The sequence below is a fragment of the Roseospirillum parvum genome (assembly GCF_900100455.1).
In the GTDB taxonomy this organism is placed as follows: Bacteria; Pseudomonadota; Alphaproteobacteria; order Rhodospirillales; family Rhodospirillaceae; genus Roseospirillum; species Roseospirillum parvum.
This window is the reverse complement of sequence record NZ_FNCV01000001.1, coordinates 93,160-106,034: the sequence shown is the minus strand read 5'-3', so window position 1 is coordinate 106,034 and position 12,875 is coordinate 93,160. Positions and strand designations below refer to the sequence as shown.

General features: G+C 65.9%; 10 protein-coding genes. 4 read left to right on the top strand and 6 right to left on the bottom strand.

The genetic code is table 11. The features are described from left to right. Nucleotides 1-4 precede the first annotated feature (4 nt). From BLR95_RS00445 to BLR95_RS00435, 3 genes are all read right to left on the bottom strand, one after another. The gene (locus tag BLR95_RS00445; RefSeq protein ID WP_092613969.1) at nucleotides 5-772 is read right to left on the bottom strand and encodes a TIGR02186 family protein; all 768 of its coding nucleotides are present in this window, start codon (nucleotides 770-772) and stop codon (nucleotides 5-7) included. Then, nucleotides 772-1,701 (bottom strand): sulfite exporter TauE/SafE family protein, encoded by a 930-nt coding sequence (locus BLR95_RS00440; protein ID WP_092613968.1) that lies wholly within the window; start codon nucleotides 1,699-1,701, stop codon nucleotides 772-774. The genes BLR95_RS00445 and BLR95_RS00440 overlap by 1 nt, the downstream gene beginning before the upstream one ends. A 101-nt stretch (nucleotides 1,702-1,802) precedes the next feature. Then, nucleotides 1,803-2,723, bottom strand: a complete 921-nt coding sequence (locus tag BLR95_RS00435; protein WP_092613967.1) for a sulfite exporter TauE/SafE family protein — start codon at nucleotides 2,721-2,723, stop codon at nucleotides 1,803-1,805. A gap of 239 nt (nucleotides 2,724-2,962) precedes the next feature. Between BLR95_RS00435 and BLR95_RS00430 the strand changes: the two genes are divergently transcribed. The 3 genes from BLR95_RS00430 (at nucleotide 2,963) to BLR95_RS00420 (ending at nucleotide 6,203) form a co-directional block, all read left to right on the top strand. Further along, entirely contained in the window at nucleotides 2,963-4,081 is a 1,119-nt protein-coding gene (locus tag BLR95_RS00430) for a toxic anion resistance protein (RefSeq protein ID WP_092613966.1), read from the top strand. A 25-nt stretch (nucleotides 4,082-4,106) separates the two neighbouring features. Further along, complete coding sequence (locus tag BLR95_RS00425; protein WP_092613965.1) at nucleotides 4,107-5,534, top strand: NAD-dependent succinate-semialdehyde dehydrogenase; 1,428 nt, start codon at nucleotides 4,107-4,109, stop codon at nucleotides 5,532-5,534. Nucleotides 5,535-5,885: 351 nt separating this feature from the next. Continuing rightward, nucleotides 5,886-6,203, top strand: coding sequence for a helix-turn-helix domain-containing protein (locus BLR95_RS00420; protein ID WP_425438427.1), 318 nt, complete (start codon nucleotides 5,886-5,888; stop codon nucleotides 6,201-6,203). Nucleotides 6,204-6,259: 56 nt separating this feature from the next. Here BLR95_RS00420 and BLR95_RS15410 read toward each other — a convergent pair whose 3' ends face one another. Beyond that, the gene (locus BLR95_RS15410) at nucleotides 6,260-8,392 is read right to left on the bottom strand and encodes a hypothetical protein (RefSeq protein ID WP_143130897.1); all 2,133 of its coding nucleotides are present in this window, start codon (nucleotides 8,390-8,392) and stop codon (nucleotides 6,260-6,262) included. Between the two features lie 520 nt (nucleotides 8,393-8,912). Between BLR95_RS15410 and BLR95_RS00415 the strand changes: the two genes are divergently transcribed. Next, complete coding sequence (locus BLR95_RS00415) at nucleotides 8,913-10,760, top strand: extracellular solute-binding protein (RefSeq protein ID WP_245689155.1); 1,848 nt, start codon at nucleotides 8,913-8,915, stop codon at nucleotides 10,758-10,760. A gap of 148 nt (nucleotides 10,761-10,908) precedes the next feature. Here BLR95_RS00415 and BLR95_RS00410 read toward each other — a convergent pair whose 3' ends face one another. Both BLR95_RS00410 and pgeF read right to left on the bottom strand, forming a co-directional pair. Then, nucleotides 10,909-11,841: a ribose-phosphate pyrophosphokinase gene (locus BLR95_RS00410; protein WP_092613964.1), complete on the bottom strand. Its 933-nt coding sequence runs from the start codon at nucleotides 11,839-11,841 to the stop codon at nucleotides 10,909-10,911. Between the two features lie 251 nt (nucleotides 11,842-12,092). Next, nucleotides 12,093-12,860 carry a peptidoglycan editing factor PgeF gene (gene pgeF, locus BLR95_RS00405; protein WP_092613963.1) on the bottom strand — a complete coding sequence of 256 codons (768 nt, stop codon included), beginning with the start codon at nucleotides 12,858-12,860 and terminating at the stop codon, nucleotides 12,093-12,095. Between the last annotated feature and the right edge of the window lie 15 nt (nucleotides 12,861-12,875).

Sequence of the window (12,875 nt, the reverse complement as noted above, 5' to 3'; positions counted from 1 at the left end):
GGGATCAGGACTTGCGGAAGGCGACCCCGGCCAGCCAGCCGGCGGCCACCGCGACGATGATCGCGGCGATGCCGTAGAGGGCCGGCTGGTTGTGGGCGAAGTCGTAGATGTCGGCCCCGACACCGACCTTGGAGATGATCAGCGGGGTGATCTCGGCGCTCACCACCTCGCCCTCGCGGATCAGGTAGACCTCGACCATGTAGGTGCCGACCGGCACGTTGGAGGGGAAATGCAACTCGGCCCGGAACAGCCGGTTGGCCAGTTGGCGCACCACCCCCTGCTCCTCGCCATAGAGGCCCTCGGCGGTCTTCAGGCGGACCAGGGCGCGGGCGAAGTCGGTTCGGGTCTGGGGCGGGATCTCGGCGAAGTCGGCCACCGGCAGGCGCAGGTTGCCGGTGCCGATCTGGTGGCGCTCGAGCACCGCCGGGTTGGCGAACTCGTCCAGCGGCCGGCTGGTGGCCAGCCAGTAGAAGGCGGGCACGTCCTCGAAATCGACGCTGTCGGCGTTGACCCAGATGATGCCGGCCCGGTCCTTGCGCCGCACCACCTCGCGCCCGGGTGGCCCGCGCACCACCAGCACGATGTCGCCGGGCCCGTCGGTGGCCCCGAAGAGCAGCACGTCGGTACCGGAAAAGCCGGTGGTGATGGCCACCAGATGCTTCGACAGATCAGCCACCAGGGGCTGGGTCTGGGCCCGCGCCGGCGCGGCCAGCAGGGCCAGCAGCAGCAGCGCGCCGAGGGCGGCCCGGGCAACGGCGGCACGCCACACCATCAATGCCCTCCTCCCCGCGCCAGCCCGAACAGGTCGTCGGGCCTGAGAACCAGATCCAGGCCCAGCTTGGCGCACACGGCGAGCACCATCAAGGCCAGCAGGATGCGCAGCTGCTCGCCCTTCAGCCGGGCCCCCGCCTTGGCCCCCACCTGGGCCCCGATCACCGCCCCGGTGAGCAGCAGCAGCGACAGCACCACGTCCACCGTCTGGTTCAGGAAGGCCTGCAGGAAGGTGGTGTTGGCGGTGACGAAAATGATCTGGAACAGCGAGGTGCCGACCACCACCTGGGTCGGCATCCCCAGCAGGTAGATCATCGCCGGCACCATCACGAAACCGCCGCCGACACCCATGATGGCGGCCAGCACGCCGACCAGCAGGCCCACCGCGAAGGGCAGGATGGCGCTGATGTACAGCTTGGATTTGCGGAACCGCATCTTGAACGGCAGGCCGTGAATCCAGTTGTGGCGGCCCCCTGAGCCCTTGGCCTTGGCGCTTTTGCGCGGCCGTCGGCTGCGGAACAGGGTGTTCAGGCTTTCGACGAACATCAGCCCGCCGATGATGCCCAGAAAGACCACGTAGGACAGCGAAATGGCCAGATCGATCTGGCCCAGCCCACGCAGGAAGCGGAACAGCACCACGCCCAGCCCCGAGCCGACCAGACCGCCGAGCAGCAGCACCGTGCCCATCTTCAGGTCGACGTTGCCGCGCCGCCAGTGGGCCAGCACCCCCGACACCGAGGAGGCGACGATCTGGTTGGCCTCGGTGCCCACCGCCACCGCCGGCGGCACGCCGATGAAGATGAGCAGCGGCGTCATCAGAAAACCGCCGCCCACCCCGAACAATCCGGACAGGAACCCCACGCCACCGCCCATGCCGAGGATCAGCAGGACATTGACCGACATTTCGGCGATGGGAAGGTAGATCTGCATGAAGGGGGATGATCCCGGGCCAGCCTGCCATACGTTGTATATTCGACTCAATGAATATGCAAGACTCGGCTGGCGAGTGGGGAGGGCCGGACGGGCCGGAATCAGTCGGCGCGCAGGCGGGTCACGCTGTACAGGTCGTCGGGCTCAAGCATCAAATCAAGGCCCAGCTTGAAGCACACCACCAGCACCATGAGGGCCAGCAGCACCCGCAACTGCTCGCCCTTCAGCTTGGCCCCCGCCTTGGCTCCCACCTGGGCGCCGATCACCGCCCCGACCAGCAGCAGCAGGGCCAGCACCACGTCCACCGTCTGGTTCATCAGCGATTGCAGGAAGGTGGTGTTGGCGGTGACGAAGATGATCTGGAACAGCGAGGTGCCGACCACCACCTGGGTCGGCATGCCGAGCAGGTAGATCATCGCCGGCACCATCACGAAGCCGCCGCCGACGCCCATGATGGCCGACAGCACCCCGACCAGCAGCCCCACCCCGAAGGGCAGCAGGGCGCTGATGTAAAGCTTCGACTTGCGGAAGCGCATCTTGAAGGGCAGGGCGTGGATCCAGCCCCGCCGGTGGCTCTCCGGCTGCGGCTTGCGCGGCCGGCGGCTTTTCAGCAGGGCATTCAGGCTTTCGACGAACATCAGCCCGCCGATGATGCCGAGGAACACCACGTAGCACAGCGAAATGGCCAGATCGATCTGGCCCAGTCCGCGCAGGAAGCGGAACAGCAGCACCCCGAAGCCGGAGCCGACCAGCCCGCCGAGCAGCAGCACCACGCCCATCTTCAGATCGACGTTGCCGCGCCGCCAGTGGGCCAGCACCCCCGACACCGATGAGGCGACGATCTGGTTGGCCCCGGTGCCCACCGCCACCGCCGGCGGAATGCCGATGAACATCAAAAGCGGCGTCATCAGGAAACCGCCGCCCACCCCGAACAGCCCGGAGAGCAGCCCGATGGCGCCGCCCATGCCCAGAACGAGCAGGACGTTCACCGACATCTCGGCGATGGGAAGATAGCTTTGCATCGGTCGCGATCCTGCCCGGGTGGACCTCCGTTTTATATTTCATAGTATTAATATGCAAGCCGCGACCCCTGACATGCCACGTCCGGGTGGTCCGGCGCGGCTTGATGCCGAACCCCACCTTGCCTAATTTGGTCCGGGCCTAACTTGGTCCGGGCCTAACTTGGTCCGGGCCTAACTTGGTCCGGGCCTAACTTGGTCCGGCCCTTCTCTCCCCCCGCCCTTCTGGCCCCGGAGGCGTCATGTCCCTCGATCCCGCGCATCCCCCCGCCTCCGCTGTCGAGCGGGCGATCACCTCGCTGGAAGGCCGTCCCAACACCCCGGACGACGCCGAGCGGGCCCGCATCGAGGAAATCAAGGCCGGCATCGACCTGACCTCGGCCAACAGCGTGCTCGACTTCGGCTCGGCCAGCGAGCAGCGGGTCGGCGCCTTCGCCGATTCGGTGCTCGATCAGGTGCTGGGCCGCGACCTGGGGCCGATGCACGACAAGCTCTCCGAATTGCGTCAGGTGGCCGGCGGCCTCGATCCGGAGCGCCTGAAGGGCGGCGGGCTGCTCAACCGCCTGTTCTTCGACGCCCGGCGCGAGGTGGGCCGCTTCGCCGACAGCTTCCGCTCGGCCCGCCAGCGCATCGACGCCATCGCCGGCGAGTTGGAGGACCGGGTCGACGAGGTGGGCCTGGGCATCGCCCTGCTCGACCGCCTGTTCGAGGAAAACCTGGAAACCTTCCGCGAATTGTCCCTGCACATCGCCGCCGGCCACGAGCTGTTGGCCTATTACACCGACGAGGTGATCCCCGCCGCCGAGGCCGAGGCCCGGGCCAGGGCCGACCAGCCGGACGCCGAGTTGGCCGCCCAAAGGGTGCGCGACCTCAAGGCCGCCGTTGACCGCCTGGACCGCAAGGTGATGAACCTCGAAAAGTCCAAGGCCATCGCCCACGCCGCCATGCCGACCATCCGGCAGGTCCAGCAGACCGGCATCACCCTGATCGAGGAATTGCGCATGGCCATCGCCCATGCCATCCCGGCCTGGAAGTCGACCATGCTGATCCATGTCGAGCAGATGCGCCAGAAGGTGGGGCTGGCGGCGCTCGACGCCATGACCGAGTTCACCAACGCCCAGCTCAAGACCATGGCCCAGCAGCTCGATGCCAATGTCGAGGCGGCCCACCGGCAGTCGCGCCGGGGCATCGCCGACGTGGCGGCGATCACCGAGACCATCGACAGTCTGGTCGGCACCCTGGACCGCATCGACCGCCTGGACGCCGAGGCCCGCAGCGCCCGCGCCGAGGGCCGAAAAGCCCTGGCCGAGGCGGAAGGCGCGCTGCGCCAGCGCCAGATCCAGGGCCCCGAAGCTTCCTGATTCCCCCTCAAGCGAGAACCTTTCCATGTACATCAACGGAGCCTTCACGGCGGCCGCCTCGGGTCGCACCTTCGCGGTCACCAACCCGGCCGACGGCAGCCTGATCGAGGACGTCCCCGATGGCGCGGCCGAGGACGCCCGGGCCGCCGTCGACGCCGCCGCCGCCGCCCTGCCCGCCTGGGCGGCGACCACCGCCCATCACCGGGCCGGGGTGCTGGCCCGCGCCCACGCCCTGATGATGGAACGCCGCGACGCCCTGGCCGAGCTGATGAGCCGCGAGCAGGGCAAGCCCCTGAAAGCGGCCTGGACCGAGGTCGGCTACGGGGCCGACTTCCTCTCCTGGTTCGCCGAGGAGGCCAAGCGGGTCTACGGCGAGACCATCCCCAGCGCCCGCGCCGACCAGCGCTTCATGGTGCTGAAGCAGCCGGTCGGGGTGGTGGCGGCGATCACCCCGTGGAACTATCCCATCTCGATGATCACCCGAAAGGTCGGCCCGGCCCTGGCCGCCGGCTGCACGGTGGTCCTGAAACCGGCCGAGGCGACCCCGCTGACCGCCATCGCCATGATGCGCCTTTTCGAGGAAGCCGGGGTGCCGCCGGGGGTGGTCAACCTGGTCACCGCCGCCGACCCCAGGCCGGTGGGCGAGGTTCTGCTGACCGACAAGCGGGTGCGCAAGATCACCTTCACCGGCTCGACCGCGGTCGGCAAGATGATCGCCGAGCAGGCGGCGCGGCAGATGAAGCGGGTTTCCATGGAGCTGGGCGGGCACGCCCCGTTCATCGTCTTCGCCGACGCCGACCCGGCCCACGCCGCCAAGGGCGCCACCCTGGTCAAGTTCCTCAACACCGGGCAGGCCTGCATCTCGCCCAACCGCATCTATGTGCAGCGCCCGGGCTATCAGGCGTTCCTCGACACCATGACCGCCCGGGTGGCCAAGATGAAGGCCGGCAGCGGACTGACCGAGGGGGTACAGATCGGCCCCCTGGTCAACCAGCGGGCGCTCGAGAAGGTGGCCGCCCAGGTCGACGACGCCCGCGCCAAGGGGGCGCGGGTGCTGACCGGCGGCCATCGGCTGACCGAGGGCGGGCTCGACAAGGGGCACTTCTACGCCCCCACGGTGCTCGCCGACGTCACCCCCGAGATGCTGATCCACCGCGAGGAAACCTTCGGCCCGGTGGCCGCCGTGATGCCCTTCGACGACGAGGCGGACATCCTGGAGAAGGCCAACGACACCGACTATGGGCTGGCTTCCTACGTCTACACCAACGACCTGAAGCGGGCCTGGCGGATGATGGAGGGGTTGGCCTTCGGCATTGTCGGCATCAACGACATCAACCCCACCGCCGCCGCCGCCCCTTTCGGCGGCATCAAGGAAAGCGGCCTGGGCCGCGAAGGCGCCCGCGCCGGCATCGAGGAATACCTCGACACCAAGCTGGTCGGCCTGTCGGTGTAGGGGGGCGGGGCTTTCGGCCTCCCTCGGGGTGGGCCCCGGGGGGAGGGCACGGCATCGGCATGTCCCGCGCCGAAGCCACCGTCACCCTGGCCAACATGGCCTGCAACATGAAGCGATGGTGCAGGCCGACAGACGGCGTGTGCCCACATAGCGGAAAAGCGGACGAAACCGGCCATCCGAAGCTCAGTACACGCCGCAAGCTCCCGCCAAGTGGCCCCTGGCGGCCTGCAAAGGGGCGTTACAGGCGCTGTCCAAGTTCAAAAAACTCTGAACCATTGAATGGCTGGCAGCGCCGGTCAAATGTCCACTTAACCTTCTTTCCATGCTATTTTTGGAAAGGAGGATTTTACGATGGGACATTCACCGATATCGAAGAAGGGCTCGTCGCGTGACGCGGCGAGCAAAATTGCCCGGCAACGCATGAGCGTTCTGGAACTGGCCCAGGAGCTCGGCAATGTCGCCGAGGCTTGCCGACAGCGCGGCATGGACCGGACGAGCTTTTACGAGTGGAAGCGGCGGTTCCAGACACAGGGCCTCGATGGCCTGAAGGACCTGCCACGGATCCACAAGTCGCATCCCCAGACGACGCCACCGGAGATCGTTGAGAAGATCAAGGCCCTGGCGAATGATGAGACCGGCAACGCACACATTACGCCATCTGGCCGATAAGGAGAAGATCAGCAGTCCCTAGCTCGCCCGCCTGCCTCTGCTGGCCCCCAATATCATCAAGGCCACTCTCCACGGCGGGGCGCCGGAGGGAATGTCGCTGGCCGATCTAAAGGGGCCGTTCCCGATGGGATGGGATTAGCAACGAGTGAGGTTCCGGTCCCATTCAAAATCGAGCGAATGAAATCGACGGTTTTTCTGCTGTACTGCCTCCGCACGCAGTCGTGATACGATGCGCCAACCTTATCTGTTAAGACGCCAGGATCCAGAAAATACATTGGGCCTTCCAAGTAAAGGACACCATTTTCGACGAGAGAATCCAGGACGGATTGCCCAACCCCCTTTGTCATCCGCGCATGTTCGATCTTGTCCTTGAAGCGGGCGAGTGAGCCCTTACTGTGGGACCGGAACGAGATAATGAATTTTCGGAAGCGCCTGAGTGCTTCCTGTTCGCGTGGGTCGGTAACCGGTGTCGGTCCAGAGGCGAATGCAGTCCAAGGATGGGCCCGAGATCCTGGCCATGAAACCGAAAGGTGAACATCTCCACGCACGGTCGGCACCGCAACGATCCGGTCGCCTACGAATTGCTCCGCCTCAAGAAAAACGCTGGAATCCTTGCTCCCAACGGGGCTTTCAGCAATGACGCGATCAGAGGTAATCTGAAGCTTCGCACATTGGATCATTACTGGCGAAACAAAGGTTGCCTCCACACCGGATCCAATGTCCACTGTTGCATATGGCGTTGATATCTCAACATTTTCCACATGCGGCCCAAGCAGGATATTGCTTGTCTGATCCGTATCAAAGTTCCATACGCGTGGGTTTTCTTCACCGCGACGCGCCAATGTGATCTCGATTTCGGCGCGGAGAGCATTTTCGTCCGCAGCATCTTCATCGACGTCAATGGTCAAGCCGGCGGTATCGCCGAGCGAGAGCCTTGCACGGAGAGAGTTATAGAAAACGCCAACATGAGCCGTCGGGAAATCTTCGTCACTCTCAGGCTGATAAAATTCCGAGAAAAACGGATTGGCAGCAGCCCCTCGCCCAAGTTCCCGGTGCAGAACCTTCTCTGAAAGGAGCGTGTCACCATTCTTCATAGCCCAGGCGCTGATAATTGCGTCGAAGACGGCCGATGATGGCCGAGCGGAGCCATCAAGGAACGGATGCTCATTAACCCATGCTTTCAACGCTGTGTCATAGATCTCTGCATCCTTCGGAGCCATTGTTAGCGCCTCGGGCGGTGCCACCCCATATATCCTTGCCGCCAAGCGATGAATCTGCTCATCTTTACGATAAAGCTTGTCAGCAACGGACGAATCACCGAAGGGAAGGCCGTTTAGTTTGCTGTGCTCGCGATCCAATATTGCTGAGGTTATCCCTTCAAGACTGACTGGGATAGCGCCTTTCTCAATTTCTGAAACAAGCACCTGTGGGTTTGAAGCCTGCCCGACGCGATCAGCGACGGCCTGAAGGACTGGGGCATACCCTGCAAATCGATTGCCATCGGCATTCGTCTGTTCACTCAGGCCCTTGATAAGCCCTGAGACAGCTTTGCGTTCAGTATCCTCACTCGCACGATCTGGCTTTACCGCGCGGATACGAGCCATTGAAAATTCCACTGCCGGTTCGTGATCGTAATAGCCAATTTCCAGTATCGGCACCTCCACGTTGCGTAAGGCGAACACGAGAAAGGCGTCCTGCACAGCACCTGTTCGACCGAAAAGAACGGTGGGAACAGCGCGGCTTATGGCCAAGTCAGCAACATCGCCCAGAAACGCCTCATATGCTTCCTGGGTTACTCGCAGCCGAGCTTCGTCAAGGCCGTCAATCAATATCGCGGCATTGCCGTTTTGCCAGTTTTCGGACAGGCCGCACTTGAAAATTCCGCCACTAATAGTGTTCCCGCCAACCGGATCCGCCGCAGCCAAATCCAAGTAAACAGCGCCACAAATAGATGAAATCTGCTTGGCTAGAGTTGACTTCCCGACAGCTCCAGGCGCTGAAACCAATATCAGTGCGCTATCATTGGCGGATGCAGAAAATTCTACTTCGTCACTTATTTTAAGCGGCGCCTCAACAAATGTCGCGAGCCCTTGCTCAATGTGGCTCCACCCGCGAATTAAACTTTGCGACACCCGTGAAATGCCTAAAAAGCGGGGCTTCCAAAAGTCTTCGATTGTGAATTCGTCCATAGGCCACCATCGATAATAGCGCTCGGGGTCAGATAACCCTACTTGCGCAGGTCCATCGGTGAAATTTCACCGACCGCCGAAATCCTAACCGAAAAAATTTTAAAACCAAAGCGGGACCCGCAGAAAACTGACATTCCATGCTTTTTCCGTCCCGCCTGCCCTAAGCGGGCCACCAAATCCAACCTCCGGAAACGGCCCTTTGCAGGCCGATGGGTTGGTCTGAAGGGGCCTTTTAGGGCCGCCACGGCCCATTGACCGGCATTTAAGGCGTGCTCTGAGCGTGGGGCGGTCGGTTTTTCCACGTTCGCTATGCCGGCACACCTCGGCTGTCGAGCCCGCCCCCCCTTCATGTTGCAAGCATGTCGGCCAGGCCGTTGTCCTTCTCATAGGCGCGCCGGGCCTTGCCCTCCTTCTGGCCCCAGCATCCGCCCCCACTTCCCCTCCCCGCCCCCTTTGACATCCGTCGCCGGGCGGGGGATCGTGGGGCCGGGTCAACCGTTATTTAAGGAAGGGGTCCGCCATGGCCGTCTGGGTGCGTTGCTGTCTGTTGCTGCTTGGGGTGATGGGGGTCATCGCCCCGGAGCCCGCCCGCGCCGGGGACGCGCCGACACCCGCCGACATCCCGGCGGTCCACGCCCTGGCCATGCACGGCGCGCCGCGCTACGGACCCGACTTCACCCATTTCGACTACGTGGTGCCCACGGCCCCCAAGGGCGGCGAGGCGCGCCTTTCGGCCATCGGCACCTTCGACACGCTGAACCCCTTCACCCTCAAGGGCGTGCCGGCGGCCGGCCTGGGTGGCACCTTCGACACCCTGCTGGAACGCTCCGACGACGAGCCGTTCACCATGTACGGGCTGCTCGCCGAAAGCATCCGCCTGCCCGAAGACCGCGCCTGGGTCGAGTTCACCCTGCGCCCCGAGGCTCGCTGGCACGACGGCCAGCCGGTCACCGCCGAGGACGTGGCCTGGACCTTCAAGACGTTGACCAGCGAGGGCAGCCCCTTCTACGCCGCCTACTACGCCGACGTCACCGAGGTCAGCGCGCCGGCCCCCAACACCGTGCGCTTCACCTTCACTCCGGGCCAGATCAACCCCGAGCTGCCGCTGATCATCGGCCAGTTGCCGGTCCTGCCGCGCCACGCCTGGGAGGGCCGCGACTTCGCCCAAACCACGCTGGAGCCGCTGCTCGGCTCGGGCCCCTACAAGGTGGCCGAGGTCGACCCGGGGCGGGCCATCACCTACCAAAGGGTGGCCGACTACTGGGCCGCCGGCCTGCCGTTGAAACGCGGCCGGCACAACTTCGACCGCCTGCGCTACGACTATTACCGCGACGCCGCCGTGGCGCTCGAGGCCTTCAAGGCCGGCGCCTACGACTTCCGCCAGGAGAACACCGCCAAGGTGTGGGCCACCGGCTACGACTTCCCGGCCCGCGACCAGGGGCTGGTCAAGCTGGAGGCCATCGAGCACAGCCTGCCCACCGGCATGCAGGGCTTCTTCTACAACACCCGCCGCGCCGTGTTCGCCGACCCCCGGGTGCGCCGGGCGCTGGCCTATGCGTTTGATTTCGAGTGGACCAACGCCAACCTGTTCCACGGCCAGTACACCCGCACCCACTCGTACTTTTCCAACTCCGAGCTGGCGGCGCAGGGCGCGCCCCAGGGCCGCGAACTGGAAATCCTGGAAAGCTTCCGCGGCCGGGTGCCCGACAGCGTTTTCGGCCCCGCCCTCAAGGCCCCGGACACCGACGGCCCGGGCGGCCTGCGCGACAACCTGAAGCAGGCGGTGGACCTTCTGAAGGAGGCCGGCTGGGCCATCGGCAAGGACCGCAAGCTGCGCGCCGAGGGCGGCCAGGGCGCCCCCTTGAGCTTCGAGATCCTGCTCTACAACCCGGCCTTCGAGCGCATCTCCGAGCCCTTTGCCCGCAACCTGGAGCGCCTGGGCATCGAGGCCCGGCTGCGCGTCGTCGACACCGCCCAGTATCAGGCCCGGGTCAACGACTACGACTTCGACATGATCGTCTACAGCGCCGGGCAGAGCAACTCACCGGGCAACGAGCAGCGCGACTACTGGAGCTCGGCGGCGGCCGGCAAGCCGGGCAGCCGCAACGTCGCCGGGCTGGCCGATCCGGCGGTCGACGGGCTGATCGATCTGGTCATCACCGCCCCCGACCGGGCCGAGCTGGTGGCCCGCACCCGGGCGCTGGACCGGGTGCTGCGGGCGCACTACCTGTGCATCCCGCACTGGCACTCGACCCAGTTCCGCGTCGCCTACTGGGACAAGTTCGGCCACCCGGACAACCCGCCGCCCTACGCCCTGCCCATCGATACCTGGTGGATCGACCCCGACAAGGCGGCCCGGCTGAAGTAGGGGCGGCATCCGACCCGACGCACCACGGCGCCGGCAGCCGCCGGACCGGGTCCGGCGGCGAGACGGAAAGGGGAATGGGGAAAGAGGGCGGCCTTCCGCCCTCGGCCCGGCAAGCCGGCGCGCGTGACCGCGACCGCGCCGCCGCTGCTCAGTCGAACAGGCTGGAGACCGACTGTTCGTCGCTGATGCGCTGGATCGCCTCGGCCAGCAGGGGGGCCACCGACAGGGGGCGGATGTTGGCCGCCAGACGCACCGCCTCGGTGGCCTGGATGCTGTCGGTGATGACCATCTCCTGGATCGGCGAGCTGGCCACCCGGGCCACCGCGCCGCCCGACAGCACGCCGTGGGTGACATAGGCCGAGACCGAGCTGGCCCCGGCGTTGATCAGCGCCGTGGCGGCGTTGCACAGGGTGCCGGCGGAATCGACGATGTCGTCGATCAGGATGCAGTCGCGGCCCTTCACGTCGCCGATGATGTTCATCACCTCGGAGACGCCGGCCCGCTCGCGCCGCTTGTCGATGATGGCCAGGTCGGCGTCGATGCGCTTGGCGATGATGCGGGCCCGCACCACGCCGCCGACGTCCGGGCTGACCACCATGGTGCGGCCGTTCTCGAAGCGCCCCTGGATGTCCTTCGAGAACACCGGCGCCGAGTAGAGGTTGTCCAGCGGGATGTCGAAGAAGCCCTGGATCTGGCCGGAGTGCAGGTCCAGCGTGACCACCCGGTCGGCCCCCGCCGAGGTGATCAGGTTGGCCACCAGCTTGGCCGAGATGGGCGTTCTGGGGCCGGTCTTGCGGTCCTGGCGGGCGTAGCCGAAGTAGGGCACCACCGCCGTGATGCGCCGCGCCGAGCCGCGCTTCAGGGCATCCAGGGTGACCAGCAGCTCCATCAGGTTGTCGTTGGCCGGGTAGGACGTGGGCTGGACCACGAAGACGTCCTCGCCGCGCACGTTCTCGTGGATCTCGACGAACACCTCCATGTCGGCGAAGCGCCGGATGGAGGCGTTGGTCAGCTCCAACTTGAGATAGGCGGCAATGGCCTCGGCCAGGGGTCGGTTGGCATTACAGGAGAGGACTTTCACCGCCTTCGATACTCCGCCAGCAGGGAACCGGATCGTCCCCGCCAAACCACGGACCCCGCCTCCGGGCAGAACCGGAGCGGGTGGCGCGTCAGGCGCTTCGATAAGCGGCGCATCGACATGGAACCGAGGTCAGGACGGCGGACGCCAGGGGGGCGCCCGAGCCGGGGGCCGGGGACGGGGCGGACTTTATCAACCCGCCTTTTTTCTGTAAACCGCGTTGCCGCCGCCCGGCGGGGGCAAAAACGCCGTCCTCAGCGCTCCAGGAACACCACCGAGAGCATCCGCCCGTAGTCCGCTTCCTGGTTGTGGGTGGCCCGGCGGTAGCTGAAGAAGCGGTTGGCCTCGCGGTAGGTGTCGCACGGCGTCGGCATGACCTCGGTCACCCCATGGCGCGACAGCCGGCGGGCAACGTAGCCGGGCAGGTCGAACAGGGCATGGCCGTCGCGCCGGCTGGGGGCGAAGTAGTCGTCCGAGGCGGGATCCTCGGCCTTGAAGCGCGCGATCAGGTCCGGCCCCACCTCGTAGGAGCGCAGGGCGATGCACGGCCCGATGCCGGCGATGATGCGCTCCTTCTTCGCGCCCTGGGCCAGCATGGCGTCGACCGTCGCCTCCAGCACGCCGGACAGGGCCCCCTTCCAGCCGGCGTGGGCGGCGGCCACCACCTGGGCCTCGCCATCGGCCAGCAGCACCGGGGCGCAGTCGGCGGTCAGGATGCCCAGGGCCAGCCCCGGCTGGCGGGTGACCATGGCGTCGGCGTGCGGGCGCTCGGCCTCGGGCCAGGGCGCCTCGACGGTCACCACCTCGGTGCCGTGTTCCTGGAACAGGGTGACCAGCCGATCCGGCTTCAGGCCCACCCGCGACAACGCCCGGGTCCGGTTCTCGGCCACCCGGCGCGGCTCGTCGTCCGAGCCCGGGCCGCAGTTGAGCGAGGCGTACACCCCTTCCGAAACCCCGCCGTCGCGGGTGAAAAAGGCGTGGCGAACGCCGCTGATGCCGTTGAGGGCGGATACCGTGATCATGCGTGTCTCGGGCTC